At 72.7% G+C, this 25,198-nt stretch carries 15 protein-coding genes; 4 read left to right on the top strand and 11 right to left on the bottom strand.

Annotated elements, in window-relative coordinates:
• Positions 1-27: 27 nt before the first annotated feature.
• Positions 28-1,632, bottom strand: coding sequence for a PucR family transcriptional regulator ligand-binding domain-containing protein (locus ACWDR3_RS13165; RefSeq protein WP_450352575.1), 1,605 nt, complete (start codon positions 1,630-1,632; stop codon positions 28-30).
• A gap of 159 nt (positions 1,633-1,791) precedes the next feature.
• Here ACWDR3_RS13165 and ACWDR3_RS13160 point away from each other — a divergent pair, with 159 nt between their 5' ends.
• Positions 1,792-3,240, top strand: a complete 1,449-nt coding sequence (locus tag ACWDR3_RS13160; RefSeq protein WP_450352574.1) for a sodium:solute symporter — start codon at positions 1,792-1,794, stop codon at positions 3,238-3,240.
• Between the two features lie 102 nt (positions 3,241-3,342).
• Positions 3,343-4,107 (top strand): class II aldolase/adducin family protein, encoded by a 765-nt coding sequence (locus tag ACWDR3_RS13155; protein ID WP_450352573.1) that lies wholly within the window; start codon positions 3,343-3,345, stop codon positions 4,105-4,107.
• Positions 4,108-4,140: 33 nt separating this feature from the next.
• On the opposite strand, the gene ACWDR3_RS13150 is transcribed toward ACWDR3_RS13155, so the two are convergent.
• Both ACWDR3_RS13150 and ACWDR3_RS13145 read right to left on the bottom strand, forming a co-directional pair.
• Positions 4,141-4,593, bottom strand: coding sequence for a hypothetical protein (locus ACWDR3_RS13150; protein ID WP_450352572.1), 453 nt, complete (start codon positions 4,591-4,593; stop codon positions 4,141-4,143).
• A 53-nt stretch (positions 4,594-4,646) separates the two neighbouring features.
• The gene (locus ACWDR3_RS13145; protein WP_450352571.1) at positions 4,647-6,185 is read right to left on the bottom strand and encodes a carotenoid oxygenase family protein; all 1,539 of its coding nucleotides are present in this window, start codon (positions 6,183-6,185) and stop codon (positions 4,647-4,649) included.
• A gap of 703 nt (positions 6,186-6,888) precedes the next feature.
• Between ACWDR3_RS13145 and ACWDR3_RS13140 the strand changes: the two genes are divergently transcribed.
• The gene (locus tag ACWDR3_RS13140) at positions 6,889-7,782 is read left to right on the top strand and encodes an anti-sigma factor RsbA family regulatory protein (RefSeq protein WP_450352593.1); all 894 of its coding nucleotides are present in this window, start codon (positions 6,889-6,891) and stop codon (positions 7,780-7,782) included.
• Positions 7,783-7,804: 22 nt separating this feature from the next.
• On the opposite strand, the gene ACWDR3_RS13135 is transcribed toward ACWDR3_RS13140, so the two are convergent.
• From ACWDR3_RS13135 to ACWDR3_RS13110, 6 genes are all read right to left on the bottom strand, one after another.
• A complete protein-coding gene (locus tag ACWDR3_RS13135; protein WP_450352570.1) occupies positions 7,805-9,214 on the bottom strand; it encodes a GAF domain-containing protein in 1,410 nt (469 codons plus the stop codon).
• Positions 9,215-9,262: 48 nt separating this feature from the next.
• The gene (locus tag ACWDR3_RS13130) at positions 9,263-10,300 is read right to left on the bottom strand and encodes a rod shape-determining protein (protein WP_123999669.1); all 1,038 of its coding nucleotides are present in this window, start codon (positions 10,298-10,300) and stop codon (positions 9,263-9,265) included.
• Positions 10,301-10,489: 189 nt separating this feature from the next.
• On the bottom strand, positions 10,490-15,112 hold the full coding sequence (locus ACWDR3_RS13125; RefSeq protein WP_450352569.1) for an SAV_2336 N-terminal domain-related protein: 4,623 nt from the start codon (positions 15,110-15,112) through the stop codon (positions 10,490-10,492).
• On the bottom strand, positions 15,102-16,121 hold the full coding sequence (locus ACWDR3_RS13120; RefSeq protein ID WP_450352568.1) for an AAA family ATPase: 1,020 nt from the start codon (positions 16,119-16,121) through the stop codon (positions 15,102-15,104). The genes ACWDR3_RS13125 and ACWDR3_RS13120 overlap by 11 nt, the downstream gene beginning before the upstream one ends.
• Positions 16,122-16,185: 64 nt before the next feature.
• A complete protein-coding gene (locus ACWDR3_RS13115; RefSeq protein WP_450352567.1) occupies positions 16,186-18,105 on the bottom strand; it encodes a VMAP-C domain-containing protein in 1,920 nt (639 codons plus the stop codon).
• The gene (locus ACWDR3_RS13110) at positions 18,102-18,449 is read right to left on the bottom strand and encodes a CU044_2847 family protein (protein ID WP_450352566.1); all 348 of its coding nucleotides are present in this window, start codon (positions 18,447-18,449) and stop codon (positions 18,102-18,104) included. The genes ACWDR3_RS13115 and ACWDR3_RS13110 overlap by 4 nt, the downstream gene beginning before the upstream one ends.
• A 226-nt stretch (positions 18,450-18,675) precedes the next feature.
• Here ACWDR3_RS13110 and ACWDR3_RS13105 point away from each other — a divergent pair, with 226 nt between their 5' ends.
• The gene (locus ACWDR3_RS13105) at positions 18,676-22,290 is read left to right on the top strand and encodes a S8 family serine peptidase (RefSeq protein WP_450352565.1); all 3,615 of its coding nucleotides are present in this window, start codon (positions 18,676-18,678) and stop codon (positions 22,288-22,290) included.
• Positions 22,291-22,306: 16 nt separating this feature from the next.
• Here the strand turns inward: ACWDR3_RS13105 and ACWDR3_RS13100 are convergent, their stop codons facing one another.
• Both ACWDR3_RS13100 and ACWDR3_RS13095 read right to left on the bottom strand, forming a co-directional pair.
• Positions 22,307-23,716: a carboxyl transferase domain-containing protein gene (locus tag ACWDR3_RS13100; protein WP_450352564.1), complete on the bottom strand. Its 1,410-nt coding sequence runs from the start codon at positions 23,714-23,716 to the stop codon at positions 22,307-22,309.
• Complete coding sequence (locus ACWDR3_RS13095) at positions 23,709-25,196, bottom strand: acyl-CoA synthetase (protein ID WP_450352563.1); 1,488 nt, start codon at positions 25,194-25,196, stop codon at positions 23,709-23,711. The genes ACWDR3_RS13100 and ACWDR3_RS13095 overlap by 8 nt, the downstream gene beginning before the upstream one ends.
• Positions 25,197-25,198 lie beyond the last annotated feature (2 nt).

Here is a 25,198-nt window from a genome sequence, read left to right as displayed (position 1 = left end):
CGCCGAGACACCTCGACTGACGGAGCGTCAACTTCCGTACCAGTCCAGGGCGAACCACAGTTCCATCCGTACGCCGGGATCCTGAAGGTCGACGTCCAGGAGCTCGGCGACGCGGGCCAGGCGGTGGCGCACGGTGTTGCGGTGGACGTGCAGGGCCGCCGCGGTGCGGTCCCAACTGCCGTGCAGGGTCAGCCAGGTGCGCAGCGTGTCGAGGAGGACCGGGGCGCCCGGCGGGCCGGCCTCGTCGAGCGGGGCGAAGCGGGTGCGGGCCAGATCCCGGGCGTCGGCGGGCGGCACGAGCCCGTGGACGGTGAGCGGGTCCTCGGTGTGGACGACGGCGGGCAGTTGGGCGGCGATCGCGCGCTGGAGGGCGCGGCCCGCCTGCCGGTCGGCGTGCGGCAGATCCGCGGCCGGCGCGGGCGCGCTGAAACCGAGCGCCCAGCCCAAGTCGGCGGCCTGTGCGGGTACTTCGGGGCGGGCGTCCGGCGTCCCGGGGATCAGGGCTTTCAGCTCGGAGCCGTCGACGTACAGATACGGCGTGCCCAAAGCCGTGCCCAGGGTGGCGAGTTGGGCCGGGTCGTCGCCCGGGTGTGGGGCCGGTGCGGAGCGTGCGGGGGTGTGCCGACCGTGGACCACGATCCAGTGGTGTCCGGCTGCCGTCGTGAGCGCGGGGGCCACGTCGGCCGGGCTGGCCCCGAGCATCAGGCGTACCAGGGCGCCGGCGCTGTGGGTGTCGGTGCCCAGGGCGTGCCGAGGGCTGGTGAGCAGGGCCAGCAGGACGGTCGCCGTGCTGGTGATCTGGCGGTGGACCAGGGTCGGGGGCGTGGTGGCGGCCTGGCCGAGGGCGAGCGTCGTGGTGGCGCCGTCGGCTGCCGGCAGGGTGTGGACGGTCAGGTGCGTGCCGCCCTGGTGATCGGCCGCCGCGGTCGGTGCGGAACGGGTGGCCGGGCTCTTCTCGGAGCGGACGGCTGGGCCGGTGCGGGCTCGGGCGGCGGCGCTCGTACGGGTTCGCGCGGTGGTGCGCAGGACGAGGTCCCGTACGCGGTCCGGGGTGGGGGAGTCGGGGCGCGGGCCGGCGTTGAAGAGCTCGTTGCCCTGGGCGTCGTAGAGGACCGCCCAGGCACCGGTGTACGCACTGAGCTGGGCCAGCACCGCCTGGAGCGCGTCCGGCCGGGCGGCGGCCGTGGCCAGCGCCGACCGAGCCCGGGAGATCTCGCGCAGTTCGCGGTTGCGGGCCTCGGCGATCGCCGCGTACGCGGCCTGCCCCACCGCCACGAACGGGGTCGCCGGCGGCAGCCGTAGGAGCGGGAGCCCGTGGCGGTCGCAGGCGGCGACCAGCTCCGGCGGTACCTCCTCGTGCACCGGGGCGACACCGAAGCCGAGCGCGCTGACCCCGGCGGCGACGACCTGCCGGACGTACGTGTCGATGCCCTCCGCGTCGAGCGGCAGCCGTACGCCCGCGGTGAGGAGCAGCTCGCCGCCCACCAGATACGGGGTCGGGTCCTCGATCTCCGTGGTGCCGACCGTGCTGACCCGCTGGTCGCCGACCGGGCCCGCGACCTGGCGCAGGGCCAGCGCGGGGTCGGCGAGCAGCACGCTCAGGGGTACGGAGGGCTGCTCGGAGTCGGTCATGAGGGGGCGTCCTTCCGACCCGACGACGTCCTGCGGGACTGCCGGAATCATCCAATGGGCGACTCCATATTGGACAGAACCGCCACTACGGCGCCAGCGCGAACGCCGATAGCGTCATCCCACTTCCAGGGCACTCCCCCTCTATCCCGGAGCACTCACATGACCGTCGACTACTTCGTCATGGCCATTTACCTGCTGGGCATCATCGGCGTCGGCTGGTGGGGCAAGAAACGCGCCGCGTCCAAGAGCGACTTCCTCGTCGCCGGGCGGCGGCTCGGGCCGCTCCTCTACACCGGCACGATGGCCGCCGTCGTCCTCGGCGGCGCCTCCACCATCGGCGGCGTACGCCTCGGCTACACCTACGGCATCTCCGGCGCCGCCATGGTCTTCGCCATCGGCCTCGGACTGCTCGCGCTGAGCATCTTCTTCTCGGCCCGCATCGCCCGCCTGAAGGTGTACACCGTCGCCGAGATGCTCTCCCTGCGCTACGGCGACACCGCCGCCGTGATCTCCGGCATCGTGATGTGGATCTACACCCTCATGCTCGCCGTGACCTCCACGATCGCCTACGCCAGTGTCTTCGACGTCCTGTTCGACGTGCCGCGCTGGGTCGCGGTGGTGATCGGCGGCTCGATCGTCGTCGGCTACTCGGCGCTCGGCGGGATGTGGTCCATCACCCTCACGGACATGGTGCAGTTCGTGGTCAAGAGCCTCGGCGTGCTCGTCCTGCTGCTGCCCATCGCCGTGGTGAAGGCCGGCGGCTTCGGTGCCCTGGCCGACGAACTGCCGGACGGCTACTTCTCGTTGACCTCCATCGGCGGCCAGACCATCCTCACCTTCGTGCTGATCTACACCTTTGGCATGCTCATCGGACAGGACATCTGGCAGCGGGTCTTCACCGCCCGCTCCGACAAGGTCGCCTCCTGGGGCGGCACCGTCGCCGGCGTCTACTGCCTGGTCTACGCCCTCGCCGGCGCCGTCATCGGCATGGCGACCAAGGCCCTCTACCCCCAACTCGCCAGCGCCGACGACGCCTTCGCGACGATCGTCCGGCACGCCCTGCCCACCGGCGTCCGGGGCCTGGTCCTCGCCGCGGCCCTCTCCGCGATGATGTCCACCGCGAGCGGCGCCCTGATCGCCTCCGCGACCGTCGCCAACAACGACATCTGGGCACGCCTGCGCCCTCGCACCACCCCGCGGGACGGCGACGAGATCGCCTCCAACCGGCTCGCCATCGTCGTCCTCGGAGTCGCCGCCATGGGCATCGCCTGTGCCCTGGACGACGTCATCGAAGCCCTCACCGTCGCCTACAACCTGCTGGTCGGCGGCCTGCTCGTGCCTATCCTCGGTGGCCTCGTCTGGAAGCGCGGCAACCTGCCCGGCGCCATGGCCTCGATGATCGCGGGCGGCACCACGGTGATCGTCCTCATGGTGACCGACGGACTCCTCGCCAACGAGCCGATCTACTACGGCCTGTTGGCCGGCCTGGTCTCCTACGTGGCCGTCAGCCTCCTCACCAAGCCGACCGAAGCCTCCGTCGTCCAGGCCTGGCACCGCCGGCTGGCAGGCGAACCGGCGCCTGCCGCACCGGAGTTGAGCGTGGCCTGACTCGCCGCACCGGAGTGGAGCGTGGCCTGACCCCGCCGTACCGGAACCCTCCCACCCGCACCCGCACGTGCCGTATCCCGTCGAAAGGTCCCCATGGCCGCCATGTCCGCCACCGCTGTCTCCTCCGAAGAGCTCCGGCTGCGCCGTGAACTCGCCGCCGTCTACCGGCTCGTGGCGCACTTCAGGATGACCGACCTGATCTTCACGCACATCTCCGCTCGCCTCCCCGGCCCGGAGCACCACTTCCTGATCAACCCCTACGGCCTGCTCTTCGAGGAGATCACCGCGTCCAACCTCGTCAAGATCGACCTGTCGGGGCACCCCGTCGAGGACTCCCCCCACCCGGTCAACCCCGCCGGCTTCGTCATCCACAGTGCCGTCCACGCCGCCCGCGCCGACGCGCACTGCGTCCTGCACACCCACACCAGGGCCGGCTGCGCCGTCGCCGCCCAGGAGGAGGGGCTGCTCCCGCTCAACCAGATCTCCATGGAGTTCTACGGCCGGCTCGGCTACCACGACTACGAAGGCGTCGCCCTCAACCTCGCCGAACAGCGGCGCCTGGTCGCCGACCTCGGCCCGCACCCCGCGATGATCCTGCGCAACCACGGCCTGCTCACCGTCGGCGAGACCCCCGCCCAGGCCTTCCTGCGCATGTACTACCTGGACAAGGCCTGCGAGATCCAGACCGCGGCCACCGCCGGGGGCGCCAAGCTCGTCGTCCCGGACGCCGACGTCCGCGCGCTCACTGCACGCCAACTCGCGGGCGAGGACGACAGTTCGGACCTCCAGGACGACAAGGCGTACGACCTCGCCTGGTCGGCACTGCTCCGACTCGTCGAGCGGGTCGCCCCCGACTACAAGGACTGACCCGCGGGACCACCCGCGTATGGCCCGTCGCTCTCAGCGGACCTCGGCCCGCAGACCGTCCCGCAGTCGCCGCAGATCGTCCGCGCGCCGGCCCAGCCCGTTGAGGCGCAGTCGGGCCGCCTCGGTGCGGGCGTCGCGGTGGGCCGTGAAGGCGAGGTCCAGGGATTCGCGCAGCATCCACAGGCCGTAGGAGAGCAGCCGGGCCGCCTGGGCCTGGGCCAGTACCAGGTCCGGGTCGGTGAGCCGGAGGTCCTGCAGCCGGGTGCGCAGGCGGTGCAGGGCGATGCTCTGCAGGCCGCACTCCCGCGCGGTCTGGCGGGAGACGGGCCCGGGCTCGCCGCACGCGGCCACCGCCTCGTCGGCCGGGCGCTGCGCCGCGACCGCGTCGTCCAGCACGGCGACCAGCGCCCGCACCTGCGCGGACCGGGGCGGACCCGCCGGGACAGATGGGGAGGGTGGGCGAGGGAGGCGTAGGGGAATGCGCATGGCTCTCCTCCTGGTCGTCCTCCAGTGTGCGCCCGCCGGGCGACGGCGCGCCGCTAAGAGCGGGTGAAGACGCCGTGGAAGCCGAAGGGGACCGGTTGCGGGACCCGGGCGCGGGCCAGTTCCGTGAAGGTCGCCGCGTCCAGGACCAGGAGATACGAGGACTGCGCGGCGGAATCCAGGACGACGGACAGGATCACGCCGCTGTCCTCGGCGCCGGCCTCGCCGACAGCCGCCTCGGTGTCCCTCGGTGCCGCCACGAACACCGGCTCCCCGGGATAGCCGCCCGGCTCGTGCCAGGTGAGCGTCTCGCCGGAGCTCACGTCCAGTTTGACCAGCTGGTCGAAGAAGTCACCGCCCTCGATGTCCCGTGCGCCCACTCCGTACGTGTACCGGTACGGCCGGCCGTTGTGGCGGCGGTAGTCGATGCGGGGGAGTTCGAGGGGCTCGTCGGAGAGCCGGGTGACCGTCACCTCGCCGGTCCGGCGGTCCACGCGCAGACGGGTCGGCAGGGCCCGCGGGACCGGGCCGCCCGCGCGGAGCCGGTCCAGGTAGAGGGCCTGGACGATCTCGGGGTCGGGATAGGCGCAGAGGTCGAGGACGACCGCGCCGCCGGCACCGCCCTCGGAGCCCTCCGCCTCCTCCTCGTACGCGTTGATGTGGTGGAACGCGAACATCGCCGGTGCCTCGAACTCCCCGGCCACGCTGCCGTCGGTGAGGGAGAGGAGGGTGATCCGGGTGGGGTCGTCGGGCTGCCAGCGGTAGTTCTCGATGAACGGACGGCCGCTCAGCAGCAGTGCCAACGGGTTGACGCGGTACGGGAATTCGACGAGCACGGCGTACGACGGAGTGATCGCGAAGCTGTGCATGTACGAGGGGTGGGTGACCTGTTTCTCCGCCACGACCTCACGCAGTGCGGCGGAATCGGTGCGCTGACGGTGGATCAAGTAGCGGGAGGCGCGGCCGAAGCGGATCGAGTAGTTGACCAAGTGGCCCGCGCCCGGCTCCAGATGAGGGTGGGCCGTGGTGACCGGGGTGTTGCGGAGGTGGTCCTCGTAACCCCGGACGCCCAGGGTCTCCAGCGTGTCGGGGTCGAACTCGACCGGCAGCGGTGTCTCCGTCAGCGCCAGGGTCCGCTCGCCGAACCGGACTATGTTCACGTTGGTGTTGCCCGAGGCCGGCGGCGGGGTGAAGAGCGTGAACAGCCGCTGGAAGATCGAGCGGCACGGGTCCGTCGCGAACTCCCCGTACGAGATACGGCCGTTGGCGAGTGAGGCGGTACGGGCCGGGGTGGCGAGATAGCGGTTCGAGTACGACACTCCGGCGGCGCTCTCGCCCCCGTCGGCGCCTCCGTCCGCGCCTCCACCGCCGTCCACGTGGAAGCGGTGGATCATCGCCTGGCCGTCGAACCAGTGCCGGAACGAGCGGTCGCCGACCTCGAAGCAGGCGGGTCCGTTGCGCAGCAGTGTCCCCGACAGCCAGGGCGGCAGCGTGCCCTCGACGGGCAGCGTGATGTCGTCGTACTCCCGCGCCGGGGTCCGCAGCCCGGCGGCGTAGGGCGCCAGGTTCCCCTCCGTGCCCTGCTCACCGACCATGCCCGCCCATTGCCCCTGCAGGCCGCGGCACAAACGCTCCCTCACGAGGAGTAGGGGTGATCTCATTCCCCGGGAGTAGCGGGGGCGCGGCGGGGTAGTGCTGGAGGGGCAGGTCAGGAGCCTCCGAAGGCACGATGTGCCGGTGGGGTACAGGGACCAGGCTGGTGGGTATCAGGCAGGAGCCGGTGAGTCCGAGGAGGGTGTCATGAATCGCCAGATCCGTGTGCGCGTCAGCCGCCGTCCGGGGTCCGCGACGTCCTCCAGGGACTCCAGGGACGCCCGGGACCAGCAGATCGACCGCAGGACTCCGTCGGGGCGGATCCTTCCGTACTGAGCGGATCCTTCCGTACGGAGGTGCCGTGCGGAGGTGCCGTGCCGAGGTGTTGTGCCGCAGTGCCGTACCGAGGTGCGGCACTGTGTTCGTTTCCCGTTCCGTCGCTGTGGTCATGTCCCCCTCGCCGCCGCGCCCGCCCCTCGATCGGCGGGCCGCACCAGATCTCCGTGAATGAGCGGCCGAGTCCGGGGTAGGCGCGCTGTCGTCCAGGTATCGGTAGGGAGGCCGTCCAGACATCAGCGTCCGGAGCATCAGTGGGGAGACGGTGTGGACAGCGGCGTTCGAGACGACGGCGACCGGAGATTCCCGGCCGGGCCGCGCGAACCTCCCGAACCCCCCGACCCACCAGGCCCGTTCGCGCATCTCGCCCTGCTCTACCGGGACGAACGCGAGTACCTCGACGGCGTCCTGCCCTTCGTGCGGGGCGCGCTCGCGGCCGGCGAACCCGTCGCGGTGGCCGTGCCCACCGAGCGACTCCGGCTGATCCAGGACGAGTTCGGCACCGACCCCGCCCTGCGCCTGGTCGACATGCGGGAGGCAGGACGCAACCCCGGCCGGATCATCCCCGGCATACTGCGCGCCTTCGCCGACACCCAGCCCCCCGGTACGCAGGTGCGGATCGTCGGGGAGCCGGTGTGGGCCGAGCGCACGGCCGTCGAGTACGCGGCCTGCATCCAGCACGAGGCGCTGATCAACCTCTCCTTCCTGGGCCGCAGGGCCACCGTCCTGTGCCCGTACGACATGCGGCACCTCGGTCCGCAGGCCGGCGCCGACATCCACGCCACCCACCCGGTGATCCTCGACGCGGGCTCCGGGCGGGCCCGGGGCAGCGACGGCTACGCCCCCGACACCGCGCTCGCCCGCTACAACCAGCCCCTCCCGCCCGTGCCGGACGTCCTGGCCCTCGCCTTCGACGCCGAGGCGCTCAGTGAGACCCGGCACCTGGCCACCGACGAGGGCGCCCGGCTCGGCCTGCCGCCCGCCCGACTGCCGGACCTGGCCCTGGCCATCGCCGAACTGACCACCAACAGCGTGGTGCACGGCGGGGGTTCGGGCGCGCTGCGGCTGTGGGCCGAGGACGGGTACGTGGTGTGCGAGGTGCGCGACAAGGGCCACCTCACCGACCCACTGGCCGGCCGCCGCCCCGCTCCGCGAGCTCGACGGGGTGGCCGGGGACTCCTGTTGGTGAACCTGCTCGCGGATCTCGTACGGCTGCACACGGGGCCCGGGGGGACCACGGTGCGGTGCTGGTTCCGCCGCTGACAGCCCTCGCGGGGCCGGGAGTTCAGAGCGGCGCTTGCCAACTCGCCGTCGTCCCCGTACTCCCGTCCTTCGCCGTCCCGTCGTCGGACACGGTCAGGCGTACGGCGTCCCGCCCGTCCGGGAGCTTGGCCGTCACGTCGACCACGACCTCCACGCGGGAGACGCCCGGGCGCCGGGTGGCGGCGGCGAGAGCGCGGCGCAGGGCGGTGAGGAGGTGGCCGGCGGTCCGGTCCGGGACGCGGCTGTCCACCGGGCCGGTGAACCGGGTGGAGGGGCTGCGGCCGAGCACGGCGGCGGAGGCGGACGTCTCCCGAAGTACCTTGCCCCGCAGGCCTGTCGGCGCCTCGGCGGGCGGCTGCTGGAGGGCGAAGATCGTGGTGCGGACCTCCTGGATCGTCGACTGGAGTTCGTCGACGGCCTGGCCGAGGGTCGCGTGCACCTCGTCCACGGGCCCCTTGCGCTGGGTGGACTCCAGCATCATGCCGGTGGCGAACAGCCGTTGGACGACCAGGTCGTGCAGATCGCGGGCGATACGGTCGCGGTCCTCGTAGACGGCGAGGCGGGCGCGGCGGTGCTGGGCGTCGGCCAGGACCAGGGCGAGGGCGGCCTGCGAGGCGAACTGGCCGGCCAGCAGCCGCTCGACGGAGGTGTAGGGGCGGTCGCCGCGCGCCCGGGGCAGGGCGAGGGTGCCGATGAGCCGGTCCGCCGCCCGCAGCGGCAGCATCATGCTGGGCCCGAACCGGTGCCGTACATGCGTGGTCATCCTCGGGTCGGTCGCCGAGTCGTCGATGAACACCGGTTCGCCGCCCAGGAGTTGGACCAGGACCGGACTGCCGGGCTCGATGGTGGTGCCGAGTACGTCGCCCGGGTCCTGGTCGGTCGAGGCGGCCACGATCTCCATGCCGCCGTCCTCGGTGGGCTCCAGGATGATCCCGGCGGAGGCGTCGGCGAGGATGCGGGCGCGCTCGGCGACCGTCTCCAGCGCGTCCGCCGCCTGTTCGCCGGTGAGCAGCGCGGTGGTGACGGCCGCGGCCCCCTCGATCCACCGCTCGCGCTGCCGGGCCGCCTCGTACAGCCGGGCGTTGCCGATCGCGATACCGGCCTGCGCGGCGAGCACGTGCAGCAGTTGCTCGTCCTCGGCGCTGAACGGCACCTCGCCCCGCTTGTCGGCGAGGTGCAGCTCACCGAAGGTCTCCTCGTGCACGTGGATGGGCACGCTGAGGTCCGGGGCGCCGGGGGAGCGCGGCACGGCGCCCGGCGTACGGATCTCGGTCAGACCGTCCCGCCCGGGATCCGCGGTGCCGAGCGCCGCGTACCGCGCACCGGTCAGTTCGGCCGCGCTGTCCACGATGTGCTGCAGGGTGGTGCGCAGTTCGAGGTCGGTACCCACGCCGAGGACGGCCTCCAGGAGCGGCGGCAGACGGTCGGTCATGCCGGGTGCCCGGTCGGGGGTGTCTCGTACGACGATCTCGTACGGTGCTCAGGTGGCCAGCGGGTCGAGCACCAGTGGCTCGATCTTGCCCTCCAGCATGGCGCCGAGGCCCTGTACGGCACAGACGTCGGGGCGCTCCGCGATGTGCACCGGCATGCCGGTGGCGTGCCGCAGCATCTGGTCGAGACCGGGGAGCAGGGCGCTGCCGCCGACCATCATGATGCCGCGGTCGGCGAGGTCGGCGACCAGGTCGGGCGGGCAGTTGCGCAGCACCCGGCCGATGCCGTCGAGCACCGCGGTCAGCGGCGTCTCGATCGCGTCCCGCACGGCGGCGGTGTCGACCTGGACGGAACGGGCGAGGCCGGTGGCGACGTCCCGGCCGTGGATCTCCGTGGACGCCGGGCCCTGGGCGGTGAGGCCGTTGCCGGAGAGCGCGAGCTGGAGCGGCCGTACGGACTGGCTCGGGAGCATCAACTCGTGCTCGTGGCGCAGGTGTTGGACGATCGCGTGGTCGACTGCCTCGCCGCCGACGGGGATGCGTTCGGCGGTGACGATCGAGCCGAGGGAGAGCACCGCGACCTGGGTCGCCGCCGCCCCGCACACCATGATCATGGTGGCCTCGGGCCGCTCGACGGGCAGTCCGCAGCCGACGGCGGCGGCGATGAGTGTGTCGACGAGTTCGACGCGGCGCGCGCCGAGCCCGACCAGGGTCTCGATCGCGGCCCGCTGGGCCAGCGGATCGGCGTCGTGCGGGGTGCAGGCCGCGGCCCGCAGCCGGGGCTTGCGGCGCAGATTGCGGCGGATCTTGTCGCCGAGCAGGTGCCGCAGCATGCGCTGCGCCATCTCGATGTCGACGACGGTGCCGCCGGAGACGGGGCGGACGACGCGGATGTAGTCCGGGGTGCGGCCGGTCATCTTCTCGGCGAACTCGCCCACGGCGATCAGGGCGCCGGTGCGGGTGTTGATCGCGGCGGCGGAGGGCTGGTCCACGACGAGTCCGGCGCCCTTCACATAGACGCGGGTCCGGGCCGCACCCAGGTCGACGGCGAAATGGCAGCGGCGCAACTGCTCCAGACTGGCGGTCATGGCTAGGTCCTCCCGAGAGCGCAGACCGTGGGCCGCCGGTGGACGACGGACCTCGTTCCGTGGGCCGCACCGGGTGGCGGGCCTCACTCGCATCGTGCGGGGGCGGTGGTGGGGGCGCCTTTTGTGGGGGGCCGGGTGGGGTGCGGCTGAATGGGTAATTTGTCTGGAATGTCTAATGTAAGGTCCGCGTTAGCTTCGCTCGGGGCGCTGGTTGTACGCCGCGTCGGTCAGCTCCATGAGCGACTGGGCCACCACCCGGCAACCTGCCGCGCGGAGCTCGTCGTGGGCGGTGCGGGTCTCGGCGTAGCCGATGAAGGGGAGCCCGAGTTCGAGCGCCGCGTCCCGTTCCGTGACGGACGAGCTGATCAGCACGGCCCGGGAAGCCGGCCCGGGCACGGTGCGCAGCGAGCGCCGCAGACAGTCCGGGTCGGGCATCAGCAGCCGCGGATCCTGGGCGCGACCGGTCACGGTGTCCACCGACGAGGTCAGCGAGTGGAGCGACAGATGCCGGTGGACGGCGTCCTCGTGCACATCGGTGACCACGTGGACACGACGGCCGGAGGCCCGCAGGGCGACGAGCAGGGCGGTGGCGTAGTCGGTCTGCAGGGAGGATTCCGCCGCACGCAGTTCGAGCCGACCGAGGCGGTCGTACAGGATCTCCGCGACGTCGGTGAAGGCGAAGGCGCGCAGCACGTCCAAGGGGTGCCGGAACGACTCCGTCACCGGTCGGCCGCGGTGTTCGGCGATGTCGGCGAGCATGCTGTTCACCGCCTTGCGCGCGGAGTTGGGGGAGAACAGCCGCGTCAGGACCCCGTCGAAGCCGATCAGTACGGTCTCCGCGTCCCGCAGGAGGCCGGCGGGTGAGCGATCCGTCACCGGGGCCGTCCGCGGCGCCGGCCCCGGTTCCCCCTCCGCCGACAGCCTCGCCGAGAACGTCACGGACAACCCCGGCACCGGCCACCGCCGTAGCCCGCCGTGCACGGCGTTCTGGGCCGCGCCGCCCCGGCCCAGGGGGTAGCGGCGAGTGATGCGGGACGCCTCCTTGAGGAAGTGGTCGAGGAGGAGCCCCGAGACGTTCGCGGTCTCGCTGTGGAAGTAGGCGAGCGGGTCGTCGACGTGCCACGCCAGCTCGACGACTGTCGTGTACGTGCCGCCGCCCGAACTCGGCAGCGAGACCTCGTACTCGGCCTGCTGGGTGGTGAGGTCGATCTCCCAGTACGTGGTCAGGCGGGGTGGGCGGCTGCCCCAGGGCCGGCTCGGGTTGAGGAGGGTGATCGGGCCGTCCGGGCGGGTGTGGACGATGGCCGTGCGGCCCGCGTCGGGCGGTTCGAGGCGGGCGATGTCGGGGGTCGTGAACGGGCCGCTGACCAGGTCCCGGGACTCGGGCTCCGGCTCCGGTTCGGGCGTCGGCAGGTGCAACGGGCGGTACCAGGACAGGGGTTGGGAGTTCGGGGCGCCCATGCGGAAGGGCTCGAAGAGGGGGGCGGCGGAGGTGCGCGAGAACTCCTCGTGCAGGACGGGGGAGACGACGACCAGGATGTCGGCCTCGTGGCGGGCGAGGACGGTCGCCAGGTGGCTCGGCATGCCGGACTGGTCGGAGCCGGTGAACCACGGTCCGTGCCAGAAGATCACCCGGAACGGCGGCGGCTCCTCCAACTCCCCGAGCACCTCCGGGAGTTCGCGCAGGACGACGTCCAGGAGAGGCAGGAGGTCGGCCTCGGGTTCGGCGAGGACGACATAACCGTCGGTGCGGGCCGTCACGTCGTACTCGTGCGGGTCGAGGTCCGGCGACGAGAGAAGCCCGGTCACTGCTCGGCCCAAGGTGTGCCGGGCCTGCGGGTGTTCGCTCAGACCGGGCGCGTCGAAGACGATCGTGGGCCGGCCCCGCTCGGGCGAGGCCCGCAGCTCCTGGTACAGCTCGTGCAGCGCGGGGTCGATGGGGTCGCCGTGCTGCCGGGCCCTGACCTCCGCGTAGGACTCGTACGACTCGATGGCCTCCGCGATCCGGCCCATGCCCTTCAGCGCCAGGATGTGCAGCCAGCGGAAGTCCTCCCGGTCGGGGTGCTCCTGGAGGAGGGACGCGAGGTCGTCGGCCGCCTGCCCGAAGTCGCCGAGGTCCAGGTCGAGTTGGGCGCGGGTGGCGCACAGGGTGAGGCGGAGGGTGTGCAGGTGGGCGCGGGTCGCCTTGGCGGCGGGGCCTGGGACACCGTCGAGCGGCTCGCCGTACCAGAGGTCCAACGCCTCCTGGATCACGGCGCGTTCGCTACGGGGGTCCTGCTCGGGGGTGCGGCGGGCGAGGAGTCGCTCGCAGTGGAGTACGTCGATGTGGGCGGTGGGGGCGTGCAGGGCGTAGCCGTCGGGGGCGGCGGCGAGGAAGCCGGGGCCGAGGCGGTTCAGTACTTCGGAACAGAACAGGTCGATGCGGCGGGCCGCCTCGCGGGCGTCGGGGGGCTCGTCCCAGATGCCTTCGGCGAGCTTGGCGTAGCTGATCCGCTGGCCCTGTTTGAGGAGGAGCATGCACAGCAGGGCCTGGGCGTCGGCGAGGGGGACCGTGATGTCCGGCTCGTCGGGAAGGCTGATCCGGAGCGGGCCGAGCAGGGTGAAGGTCCAGGGTTCGAGGTTGCCCGCCGTCGCGAGCCGCGCGGCCGCCTCCCGGGCGGGCAGGGCGTCGCCGCTGTTGTCGGCGATCAGTCGCTCGAACTCGTCGGCCGCCATCACACGCGAGGCCAACTCCCGCAGCACCGAGAGGAATTCACGGAAGTCCGAGTCCGCGTCCTTGCCCACGGACTCCGCTCCGAGGGCGAACCGGTCGATCACGAAGGTGCCGTCGGGCCGTAGCGTCAGCCCGCCAGGGCCCTCCTGTCCACGCACCAGACCCTGTGCGTGCAGGGCTTCCAGTCCCGCCACTCCCTGGATCGCCAGCCGGGAGAACACCTGGAAGGACAGTCCGGGTCCGCCGCCCTGCTCCAGTTCGGTGAGGGTCACTCCGTCCACGAACTCGGTGACCAGGTAAGGGATTTCGCCCGCGAAACCGAAGTCCAGCATCGTCACGACATTCGGATGCCGGACATCCGCCAGCTTGTGCACGGCGACCAGGAACTCGTCCCGTGCCGTCCGGTCCGGGTACAGGTCGACGGTCACCGGGCGCTGCTCCTGCTCGTCCCAGGCACGGCGGTCCCCTTCCCGCAGCCGGTACCGCCCCGCGAGCAGTCGCTGATGCTCCCCGCCCAGCCGCCGAACCGTCTCCTCCCGCACCGTCGCGAACGCCTCGCCCTCCCGACCACCGGCCCGCGCCCGGAAGTCACCCGCCGCCAGGCCCGCCCGTTCGTCGATCAACCCGCCCACCCGGGCCAGGAATTCACGCGTGCGCCCCCGGGCCGTGCGCGGCAGGGACCGCAGAAGGAGATCCCGTACGCCGGGGCGGAAGTCGTAGGAGCCCGGCGGGCCCGGGATCGTGGTGAGCATGCCGCTGAGGATGATCTCGGCGAGGTGCTGGGGGTGCGGGCTGGATTCCAGGGCGCGTTGGACCAGGCGCATCACCGGCAGGGACGGGTCGGCCAGGGCGAGGTGGCCGGCCAGGCGGAAGGCCGACGGGGACGCCGTCGAGCGGAAGTGCAGGACCAGGTCGCGCGGCGGGAGTTCGGCGATGTCGGAGGCCGCGGGCTCGGCGGGTGAGGAGGGACCGGCGAGCAGTCGGGCCGCCGCGCCGGGGGTGTGCGCGCCGCCCGGGGACGCGATCAGGGCGGCCCAGTTGGCGAGCCAGGACGGGCCCGCCTCCAACACCGGGAGGACGGCGCCGGTTTGGGGACCGCGAGGGCTGTCCGGGTCGAAGGGCGTGAAAGCGAGCCGTGCCGTGGGAGCCACCGCCGTCGCGGCGGAGAGCAGACCCGGTTCGGTGGGCAACGCCGTTGTGGACCAGAGGTGTTCGGGCAGCGGCTGGAGCACGGACACCGGCATCCGGGCCGCCCAGCGGTGCAGGGCGCGGTACCAGCGGTCGCCCGCCGGGCCCGGGCGCCACTGCGGGCCCATGCAGTCGCTGACGACGAGGGTGACCGTACGGCCGTCGGCGGGGTCGGGCACATGGCGGGCCCGGCCGTCGGGGCCGACCGGGTGCAGGGCGACCGCGCGGAAGATGCCCGACTGGGCGAGCGCGGTGTGCAGTTCGCGCACCAAGGGGCGCCAGACCGGCATCGTCGGGCCGGTGTCGTGGACGAGGTTGAGCCGCAGCCAGCGGTCGGGCGCCGGCCGCAGCACGGGCAACCAGGCCTCCGGACGCGCCCCGAGCCGCGCGATGCGGTCGGCGGTGGCGTACTCGTCGAGGACCCGGGCACGGCGCGCGGGCACCTTGCGCTTGAGGGGACGCAGGGCGCGTTGCAGGGCGAGCGGGTGGGGGAGCATCGGCGGCGCGGGGGCGAGGAAGAGCCCGTCGGCCGTGGCGTCCGGGGTGGGGGAAGGGGGCGAAGCCGGGGGCGTGGGCGGTGACTTGGGCAGGTGCAGGGGGACTCGGCCGTCGGAGGCCGGGGCTGGTGGTGACGGCTTGGGGGAGTCCGGGGGTACGACGGTGGGCTTGGCGGTGGGTGCGGGAGTGGTCGGAGGGGGTGAGGGTTGCGGGGTCGGTTCCGGGCCCTCCTGGTCGGTGCCGTGCCGCTCGCCCGTCCGGCCGCCCGGCGCCAACTGCCGTGCCAGCCACAGCAGTTCCGCCAGCTCGCGCGGGGTCGGGGTCGTGCCGTCGGGGCCCGCGGCCGTGGCGAGCAGGGCCGTCAGCCGGTCGGTGGCCGAGGTGTGGGCGTTCGGCGCGGGATCAGACGCCATCGCCGTCCGCCGCCGCGCTCAGGTACGGCATCAACTGCTCGGCCAGCTCCTCCGGTGAGCCCGCGTCGAGGCCGGCGACGCCGGTCAGGTAGATGGCGTTGAGGAGTTGGTCGGTGGCGAGTTCACCGCGGCCCGAGCGGCGCAGGAAGTCCTCGATCAGGGACACGGCACGGTCGTCCGGGTCGCCGAGGTGGGCGCGGACGATCTCGGTGAGCTGCCCCCGCTCGGGGCGGCGCAGCTGCAGCCGGACGCACCGGCGCAGGAAGGCGGGCGGGAACTCGCGTTCGCCGTTGCTGGTCAGCACGACGAACGGAAACGCGCGGCAGCGGACCCGGCCGTGGTCCACGGTGACCGGCGACTCGCTGCCGTCCGCGAGGACTTCGGCCGTGCCGTCGGCGGAGTGCCGTGCGGCGCGCACCAGTTCGGGGATCTCGTACTGGCCCTCCTCCAGGACGTTCAGCAGGTCGTTGGGGAGGTCGAGGTCGCTCTTGTCGATCTCGTCGACGAGGAGGGCGCGGGGGCGGTCGTAGGGGAGGAGCGCGGTGCCGAGCGGGCCGAGCCGCAGATGGTCCTCGACCCCGCCGCGCGGCTGCCCGTCGGCTTCCGGGCCGGGGCGGGCCGCGTACAGCCGGGACAGTGGGTCGTACTGGTAGAGGCCGTCGGCGAGGGTGCTGCGGCTGGTGATGTTCCACCGCAGGACCGGGCCGAGGCGCAGCTCGCGCGCCACCGCGTACGCCAGCGAGGACTTGCCGGTGCCGGGCGGCCCGGTGACCAGTAGCGGGCGGCGCAGACACAGCGCCGCGTTGACCAACTGGACGCTCTCCGGGGTCGCCACGTACGTCCGCGCCCGGTGCACCCGGTCCGGCGAGATCGCCGCCGCGTCGTCTCGCTCGCCGGGCGGCGGCAGCGCGGGGCCGCCGTCGAACGCGCGCCACGGCGGCGGGGCGGGCAACTCGGCGATCCCGTCGTGGGGTTCGCTGCTGCCGGTGTAGACGGACCAGTGCGGCATGGGGCGGATCTCCGGTCTGCGGGCGGGTGGTACGGCGTTCGGTGCTGGACGGTCGGGGTGGTGGTCAGGCCAGCGGGGACCTCGTGTGTACGGCTCCGGCGTGTTCGTCGGTGAAGCAGTGCGGGTCGTCCCACAGCAACTGGATGTCCCGCGCCCAGTGGTCGTCCTCGGCGTCGGCCTCCTCGCGCAACGCCAGGACCGCGCGCGGGAGTTCGACGGGGGAGACGTGCGAGAGGTGGGCGTCGAGCACGTCCAGGAATTCCGTGCCGGAGCAGTCGCCCGCGCAGCCCGCTTCCCCCGCCGCCGCCTCGCAGCCCCGGCGCGACCACACGATCATCGGGGCCGGCGCGGTGACCGACTCCTCGAAGTGCGGTCGGGTACGGGCCGTCGGGGACGCGGCGGCGAAACCGGCCAGACAGGCGTCGAGTCGGCGCATCCGGCGCCGGAGCTCCCGAGGGTTGTCGGGACAGTCGCACGCAACGCGCTGCACGGGCGCGTCCTCGTAGGAGCGCAGCCGGTCCCACACCCGGGTCAGGACGTGCCGTTTGCCGCCCGCGCGCCGGGCGTGGTCGGTCACGACGACGGGGTACGTCAGGCCGAGCGGGGTCGGGTCGTCCGGGGCGCTGCCCCAGCGGTCCACCGGCAGGTCGAGCCGGTCGCGGGGCAGCGCGAACGCGATCAACTCGTCGGCGCCCGGCCGCAGATACGGGAACGCCTCCTCGACGTGGTCCCGCACATAGGCGGGCAGCCGGTCCTCCGCGACCGTGCCCGACGCGACGAGATGGCGGCGCCGGCCGCTGTACGCCGACACCTCGACCCGGAACACGTCGTTGCCGGCGCCGCTGGGCCGCACCTCCACCAGGATCGGCGACCAGTCGGGCGCCTCGTCGGCTCGGACCGGCACGGTCAGCAGCACGTCGAGCCGGTCGGCGAACCGCGCGGGCGTCCGCGGATCGTCCACCTCGCACAGGACGAACCAGGCCGCGGCCCAGAGCGAGGCGAACCCCTCGGCCGGCGGCTCGGGGTCGAACTCCCCGGCCGCGTCCCGGTAGAGCCGCACCGGATCGCAGTCGAGGCCGGCCCGGGCGGCCTTCTCCACGAGCCCGCGGAGCCGGGCGCGGGAGGCGTGCGACGGAATGTCGGCGGGGTCGAGGCGGGTGGGGGTGAGGTCGTCGAAGGAGACGCGGTCGGCGTGGGCGGGAGCGTTGCCGTTGAGGTTGCCGTTGAGGTTGAGGCTGGGGTTGGGGTTGGGGCTGGGATTGGGATTGGGGCTGGCGTTGGTCGAGTCGAGGCGTGCCCCGGCCCTTGCCCCTGCCCCTGCCCCCGCCCTTGCCCCGGCCCGTCTCCCGGCGTTCGGCCGGGGCCCGGCGACCCCCTCGCGGAAGGGCACGAGCTCGCTGAGGTCGGGCCAGTAGCGGGCGATGACATGCGTGGGCATCATGCGGCCGGTGCGGATGTCCCGGGCGCGGTCCGCGGCCGTGACCATGCCGACGACCTCGCCGGTCTCCACGAGGGTGACCGCGGCGCCGCTGAACCCCGCGACCAGCGGCTGCCCGTGCCCACTCCACGCCACCAGCTGGATCCACTCGTCCATGAGCGGGAACGGCCCCGCCGTGCGGTACTCGGCGAGCGTGCCGTCGTCGTCGTACCCCTGCGGGAATCCGTACGCCACCAGCCTGCGGTCGCCGTGCGCCGCGTCGGCAGGCGCGAGGACCGCCGGGGCGATGGTGACCTCGCTCGCCAACTGGAGGACGGCCAAGTCGCCCCGGTCGGCGCGGAGTCCGGGCCAGCCGCCCTGCGCGACGACCCGCGCGGGGACCGGGTCCGCGCCCGGGCGCTGCGGGAAGGACACGGTCACCGGTGCACGGTCGCCGTCCTGGACGACGTGCGCGCAGGTCAGCACCTTGTCCGCCGTCACCAGGAAGCCCGCGCCGGCCAGTCGGCCGCCGCACTCGACGCGGGCCTGCCACGCACCGGGGATCATGCGGACCCACCGACCTCCCGGTCGGGCGACGGCGACCACGTCAGCTTGACCACCAGATGCCCCTCGGCCGTCCCCTTGGCGATGAACGCGCCCGCCTCCGCGGACATCTTCACGCCGAACTCGATCTCCACGCCGTCGGGTCGGAGCCCGCCGTCCCGGAACACCCGCAGCGCCGACTCGGCCGCAGCGCGCACCCCCGCCAACGCGCCCTCGAAGGTGCGGGCCGCCTGGATCGTGCCGTCCTCGCGCCGGCGGCCGATCAGCCGGGAGCCCCGCTCCTCCTCCATGGCCTCGACCGCGACCACGGAGCCGTCGTCCATCTTGAACTCGACCAAACCATCCACGACGCCCCCGTAGCCCACGTAGTCCGCGGCGAACCGATCAACCTCATTGTCCAGGACGGCGTTTGGAGTTGCCCCGGTTTCGACACCCCGTTCGTGCCACCGAGCCCACTGGCGGAAACCCGCCACCGCACCAACCCGCCACTCCCACGCAACTCTCCCGCACCACAAGGCCCCCGACACTCTTCGCAGCACTCGACGGCGCTCGACGAGACAAAGCGAGGCGTGGATGAGCAGAGGACCGGTCGGACGCGGGGCGACCCTCCTGTCGGCGGGGCTCGTGCTGGCGCTGATACCGACAGCGATACCTACAGCACCGGCGACCGCACGGGACGGTACTCCCGGCACTGGTACGGCAGCAGGCGCCGCCCGTACCGTCACCCTTGTGACCGGCGACAAGGTCACCGTCACCGACCTCGGCAGTGGCAGGAAGACGGTCACCGTCGAGCGGCCTAGAGGCGCGACCGGAGCCGTGCGCACACAGATGGCCGACGGCGAGATCACCGTCGTACCGGACGAGGCACTGCCGTATCTGCGGGCCGGGACGCTCGATCAACGGCTGTTCGACGTGAGCGAGTTGATACGGCAGGGGCTCACCGACCGGCAGACCTCCGAACTCCCGCTGATCGTGACGTACAAGAAGGGGACCCGCGCTGTCACCCCGCGGAGTGCCACGCGGACGCGGGTGCTCGACAGTGTGCGCGGGGTCGCGGTCGAGGCGGACAAGGGGCCTGGGTTCTGGGGGGAGTTCACCCGGCAGGGCGGGGTGCGGGGGCTGTGGCTCGACGGGCGGGTCCGTGCCGACATGGCCGAGAGCAACGCGCAGATCGGTACGCCGCAGGCGTGGGCGACCGGGCTGACCGGCAAGGGCGTCACCGTCGCCGTGCTGGACACCGGGGTCGATGCCGGCCATCCCGACCTCGCCGGGCGTGTCTCCGTCAGCAAGAGCTTCATCGACGGCGAGGAGGTCGCCGACCGTAACGGCCATGGCACGCACGTCACTTCGACCGTCGGCGGCGATGGCGCCGCCTCCGAAGGCAAGGAGAAGGGAGTCGCCCCGGACGCCACCCTCGCCGTCGGCAAGGTGCTCAGCGACCAGGGTTCGGGCAGCGAGTCCCAGATCATCGCCGGCATGGAGTGGGCCGCGCGGGACGTGCACGCCAGGATCGTCTCCATGAGCCTGGGGTCCACCGAGCCCAGTAACGGTACTGATCCCATGGCCCAGGCCGTGAACATGCTCACCGAGGAGACCGGCGCCCTCTTCGTCGTCGCGGCCGGCAACACCGGCGCCCCCTCGTCCATCGGTTCACCGGGCGCCGCCGACTCCGCGCTCACCGTGGGCGCCGTCGACGCGGCCGACGAAGCGGCCTACTTCACCAGCGCGGGCCCGCGCTACGGCGACAACGCCCTCAAGCCCGACCTGTCGGCCCCGGGCGTCGACATCCTCGCCGCCCGTTCCCAACTCATCGACGGCAGCGGCTACTACACATCCATGAGCGGTACGTCCATGGCGACGCCCCATGTGGCAGGGGTGGCCGCGCTGCTCGCGCAGGAGCATCCCGACTGGACCGGCGCCCAGCTCAAGGACGCGCTGATGTCGACGTCCGCGCAACTCGACGAATCCGCCTATCGGTTGGGTGCGGGGCGAGTGAGTGTCCCGGCGGCGGTCGAGGCGAAGGTCACCGCCACCGGGAGCGCCGATCTCGGCTTCTACAGCTGGCCGTACGAGGACAACGAGCCGGTGAGCAGGGTCGTCACCTACACCAACTCCTCCGACTCCGACGTCGAGTTGAGCCTTGCCGTGCAGGGCGCCCCTGACGGCGTGGCCACCCTCGCCGACACCCGTCTCACCGTGCCCGCGCACGGCACCGCGTCGACCACCGTGACCGGCGACGGATCGAAGGCGCCGGTCGGGAACACCAGTGGGCAGGTCGTGGCGTCCGTCGCCGGAACTCCCGTCGCGCACACGGCGTTCGGGCTGGTCAAGGAGGAGGAGCGGTACACGCTCACCGTCCACGTCAAGGACCGGGACGGCGCGGCCACCGCCGCTGACCTCGTGGTACAGCGGCTCGCCCAGGGAGCGGACCCGTTCTCGGCGTCCGTCGACGACTCCGGCACGCTGAAGCTGCGGCTCCAGCCGGGGACGTACAGCCTCACCTCCTTCCTCGACGTGCGGGGCAGCCACGGCGCCGACTCGCTCGGGCTCGGTTTCCTCGCGGCGCCCGAGATCGTGCTGGACCGGGATCGTGAAGTCACCCTCGACGGACGGGCATTGCGGGAGATCAGGGCCGAGGTCGATCGGCGTACCGAGACCCGGCAGTTGCTCATGGAGTACGACCGCGAGGCCAGTGGATCCGATCTCTTCGGGGCGGTCCAGGTGCCCGTGAAGTACGACAGCGTCTTCGCGGCGCCTACAGAGAAGGTCACTCAGGGTGGCTTCGAGTACCGGACCGTGTGGCGGCTCGGCAAGCCGTCGCTGGAGGTCAAGGGCGTGCGCGAGGCCGTGGTGCAGCCGGGTGGCACGCTGGTGGAGGGGCGTACGCGGCTGCCGCTGGTGGATGTCGGGGACGGTCCGATGACGGGCGCGGTGCGGGGCAAGGCCGTGCTCGCGCGGCTCGCCGACGGGGCGGATCCCGTCGCCCTCGCCCAAGCCGCTCAAGACGCGGGCGCCAAGGCGCTGTTCGTGACCGACGACCGACCCGGGCGGCTCAACGCCTGGTGGGGCGACGACAACGGGGACCGGGCGCTGCAGATCGCCACCGTCAACACGGCCGACGCGGCCCGGCTCCGTGCGGCCGGGCGGGTCGACATGACCGGGACGCGCAACACGCCCTACATGTACGACCTTTCGCAGGGCCACGCGGGGGCGATCCCGAACCGCGATCTGACGTATGCGCCGCGTGGGAGTGAACTCGCCGCCGTAGGAGTGAAGTTCCATGCTGCTCGGCCGGTGAGCGGCGGTGAGTTCCGGTACTCGATCACCGGGACCTTCCCCATCGGCATCGGGTTCCAGGAGCGGATCGACTATCCGGCCGAGCGGACCGACTACGTGTCCACCGGGCCGGGGCAGCTGTGGCACGAGTCCGTGACCGCGGCCGACGGGGCGTTGGAGGAACGGAGCGGGCTGGTGCGGTATCGGGGCGGTTCGCGTCCCGCGCTGGACTGGTTCAAGCCGGTCTGGCATCCGTGGCTCGGTACGGGGCTCGGCTGGGGTCAGCAACGCTCGGGGAACCAGCTGCAGTTCAACACTCCCGGTTGGGGCGACTCCGGGCCCGACCACACCGGGTTCGGGGACGTGTGGAGCACCGAGACCGGAATGTCGCAGTACACGGAGGTGTATCTGGACGGCGAGTTGGTCGACCGGCGGCAGAGCTCCGGCGCGTACGCCTGGGACGCGCCCGCCGACGAGCACACGTACAAAGTCGTCACCGACACCGCGCTCGACGCGGACCGTTGGCGGCTGTCCACGAAGGGCCACTCCGAGTGGACCTTCCGCTCCGCGGCCACGCCCGACGACCACTGGACCTTCCTGCCACTGATCAACCTCGCCTTCGACGTCGACACGGATCTCGCGGGCGATGTGCGGGGCGGGGCGCGGCTGCCGGTCGGGATCCGGGCGGAGTACGTGCAGGGCGCGCCGGACACCGGGACCATCGGCGGCGAGAAGCTCGAAGTGTCGTACGACGACGGGAAGTCGTGGCGGACGGTACGGCTCACCGGCACCGGGAACGGCACGCTGACCGTGCCCCGCGACGCCTCGTACATCTCCCTGCGGGCCGCCGCGAGCGACGATCGCGGCGGGTCCGTGACGCAGGAGGTCATTCGGGCGGTGGGGGTGAAGTAGGTAGGGGAGACAGGTTCTAGGGTGCGGGGCGCGTCGGGACCACGCCCCGCACCACCCCCAGCTCCACCAAGTCCTGGGGGCGGAGACGGAGTTGGTCGGCCGTGGCTTCCGCCTGGTCCGCCGGCCGTTTGAGAATGGCCGCCGCCAGCTCCGGTGCGATGACGGAGAAGTAACTGTCCGGCGTGGCCCAGGTGTTGCCGGGCGCGGCCAGCGCCAACGCCCCGCCCGAGCCGCCCTCGCCGATCACCAGCGTGGTGACCGGCGTCCGCGCGGACGCCACCGCCGCGAACACCTCGGCGATCGCGGCCCCCGCCCCCTGCCGCTCCGCCTCCGCGTCGTTGGCGGCACCCGGGGTGTCCACCAGCGTCAGCACAGGGATGCCGAGTCGGCCCGCGAGCCCGATCAACCGAGCGGCGGTCCGATAGCCCGCCGGGCGCGTCGCGGTACCGGTCTGCGCGGCATACGCGACGGTACGCCCCGCCCGCTCACCGAAGCCGCAGAGCATGCCGGGATCGGTGCCTCCGCAACGGTCGCCGGAGAGGTCGGCACGGTGGGTGAAGTAGGCGTCCAAGTAGGCCTGGGCGCGCGGGCGTTGGCGGGAGCGAGCTGCCTGAACGGCGTCCCAGCCGGTGGCGGGGAGATCGGGGGAGCCGAGGGCGGTGGGTGGGGGTGCCGCCGCCTCTGAAGCCGCCGCTGATGTCTCCCCTGATGTCTCCTCCGAGGTCGATTTCGACGCTGCCTCTGATGTCCCTGAAGACAGCAGCCGCAGCCACACCCCCAACCGCTCCCGCAGTTCCTCCGGCGCTACGACCTCGTCCACCGCCCCCGCCGCCACCTGTGCCTCCGCCATGTACGCCAGCGGGTCGGCGTCCGAGGGGCGGACGCGGGAGCCTGCGAAGCCGACCTGCGCACCCGGCAGGGCGAGGATCACGTCCGCGCCCGCGCCCAGCGTGGCCCAGCCGCCGCCCGTCGTGGGGTCGCGCAGGACGGCGATCTGGGGGAGGCCCGCCGCCCTTGTGAGCGCCGACTGACGGGCCACGCGCTGGAGTTGAGTGAGGGCGAGCATGCCCTCCTGCATGCGGCTGCCGCCCGTGGCGACCAGCGGGACGACCGGGAGGCGGTGGGCGCGGGCGTGGGCGTACGCCGACTCGATGCGGTCTCCGGTGCGTTCGCCGAGCGAGCCGCCGAGGAAGCCGAACTCGAACGCGATCAGCACGGCCGGCGTGCCCGCGACCTGCGCGGTGCCGCACACCACGGACTCCTCCTCGCCGGTGCGTTCGGCGGCGCGGGCGCGCGAGGCGTCGTAGCCCTGCCAGGCGAGGGGGCCGTCGGGCTTGGACTCCCTTGGTGGGGAGGGGAGTTCGGAGAAGGTCGCCTCGTCGGTGAAGAGAGACAGGACTTCCCGGGCCGAGAGGCGGTCAGTCACGGGTCAGCGCCCGCTTCATGATCTTCCCCATGTCGTTGCGGGGGAGGGAGGACAGGTGGTGCACCACCCGGGGGCGCTTGTGCGGGGCCAGACGGCGGGCCACATGGTCGGCCAACTCCCCGTCGCTCGGCGGCTCGTCGGGATTCGTCGGCACGATCCACGCCACGATCCGTTCGCCCAGGTCCTCGTCCGGCTCCCCGGTCACCGCCGCCTCCCGCACCCCGGGATGTTCAAGGAGCGCGTTCTCGATCTCACCCGCACCGATCTTGTAACCCCCGCTCTTGATCAGGTCGGTGGCCTTGCGGCCGACGATGCGGACGTACCCGTCGGGCTCCCGCACCGCCATGTCACCCGTGCGGAACCAGCCGTCGGCCGTGAACGCGGCCTCCGTCGCGTCCGGGCGGTTGAGGTAGCCGGTGAAGAGATTGGGGCCGCGCACCTGGATCTCCCCGACGGATTCCCCGTCGTACGCGGTGAGTTCGCTCCCGTCCTCCTCCACAAGGCGCAGCTCCACACCCGGCAGCGGTACGCCGACCGTCCCGGCCCGCGCCTCACCGTCCGCCCGCACGCTGGTGTTCATCAGCGTCTCCGTCATCCCGTACCGCTCGACGACCCGGCGTCCGGTCGCGGACTTGATGCGCTCGTGGTCGTGCACGGGCAGCGCCGCCGAACCGGAGACCAGCAGCCGCGCCCGTCCCAGCGCCTTCGCCAACTCCGGCTCGTCGGGGAGTGCTTGGGCGATTCGGTGGTACATCGTCGGTACGCCGAACAGCATGGTCGCGCCGGAGTTCAGCTCCCGCGCCACGCCCTCGGTGTCGAACCTGCCCAGATGCCGGACGCTGCCGCCGCGCCGCAACGGCCCCAGGATGCCGAGCACCAGCCCGTGCACATGGAAGAGCGGCAACCCGTGCACCAGGACGTCGTCGCCGGTCCACTGCCAGGCGTCGGCGAGCGCGTCGAGGGTGGACGAGATCGCCCGGCGGGGGAGGACCGCGCCCTTGGGTGGACCGGTGGTGCCGGACGTGTAGACGATCAGGGCGGGGTCCTCGTCACCGGGCTCCTCATGAACCGCGGTCCAGTCGCCAACCGCCGTCCCGTCGCCTCCCACGCCCCGCACCTCGACATCGACGCGCCGCAAGTCCCGTAGCGGAGAAGGAAGTTCGTCCCCGGGCGCGGCCAGCACCAGCGTGGGCTCGCTGTCCCCCAGGATGTGCCCCAGTTCCTTCTCCCCCGACTTCGGGTTGAGCGGCACCGCGGCCACCCCGGCCCGCAGTGCCGCCACGACCGCGACGGCCGTCTCCAGGGCGGGGGTGGCCCAGACGGCGACCCGGACAGTGGAGGACTGGTCGCCGCCCCTGATCCGGGCCGCCAGGGCGTCCGTCGCCGCGCCGAGTTCGGCGTACGTCAGGGACCGGTCGCCGAAGGTGAGAGCGACCTGTTCGCCCGGACTGCCGACCAGGGCGGGAAAGAGGGAGGACACGC

This window comes from Streptomyces sp. NPDC001002 (genome assembly GCF_053599215.1).
The sequence above is the reverse complement of the archived record's forward strand: the minus strand, read 5'-3'. Positions and strand labels throughout refer to the sequence as shown.

Coding starts and splice junctions, on each gene's coding strand:
- ACWDR3_RS13115 (WP_450352567.1), bottom strand. CDS start 18,105: ATGATCCCCGGTGCGTGGCAGGCCCGCGTCGAGTGCGGCGGCCGACTG.
- ACWDR3_RS13145 (WP_450352571.1), bottom strand. CDS start 6,185: ATGGTCGGTGAGCAGGGCACGGAGGGGAACCTGGCGCCCTACGCCGCC.
- ACWDR3_RS13165 (WP_450352575.1), bottom strand. CDS start 1,632: ATGACCGACTCCGAGCAGCCCTCCGTACCCCTGAGCGTGCTGCTCGCC.
- ACWDR3_RS13150 (WP_450352572.1), bottom strand. CDS start 4,593: ATGCGCATTCCCCTACGCCTCCCTCGCCCACCCTCCCCATCTGTCCCG.
- ACWDR3_RS13120 (WP_450352568.1), bottom strand. CDS start 16,121: ATGCCGCACTGGTCCGTCTACACCGGCAGCAGCGAACCCCACGACGGG.
- ACWDR3_RS13135 (WP_450352570.1), bottom strand. CDS start 9,214: ATGACCGACCGTCTGCCGCCGCTCCTGGAGGCCGTCCTCGGCGTGGGT.
- ACWDR3_RS13125 (WP_450352569.1), bottom strand. CDS start 15,112: ATGGCGTCTGATCCCGCGCCGAACGCCCACACCTCGGCCACCGACCGG.
- ACWDR3_RS13160 (WP_450352574.1), top strand. CDS start 1,792: ATGACCGTCGACTACTTCGTCATGGCCATTTACCTGCTGGGCATCATC.
- ACWDR3_RS13155 (WP_450352573.1), top strand. CDS start 3,343: ATGTCCGCCACCGCTGTCTCCTCCGAAGAGCTCCGGCTGCGCCGTGAA.
- ACWDR3_RS13105 (WP_450352565.1), top strand. CDS start 18,676: ATGAGCAGAGGACCGGTCGGACGCGGGGCGACCCTCCTGTCGGCGGGG.
- ACWDR3_RS13130 (WP_123999669.1), bottom strand. CDS start 10,300: ATGACCGCCAGTCTGGAGCAGTTGCGCCGCTGCCATTTCGCCGTCGAC.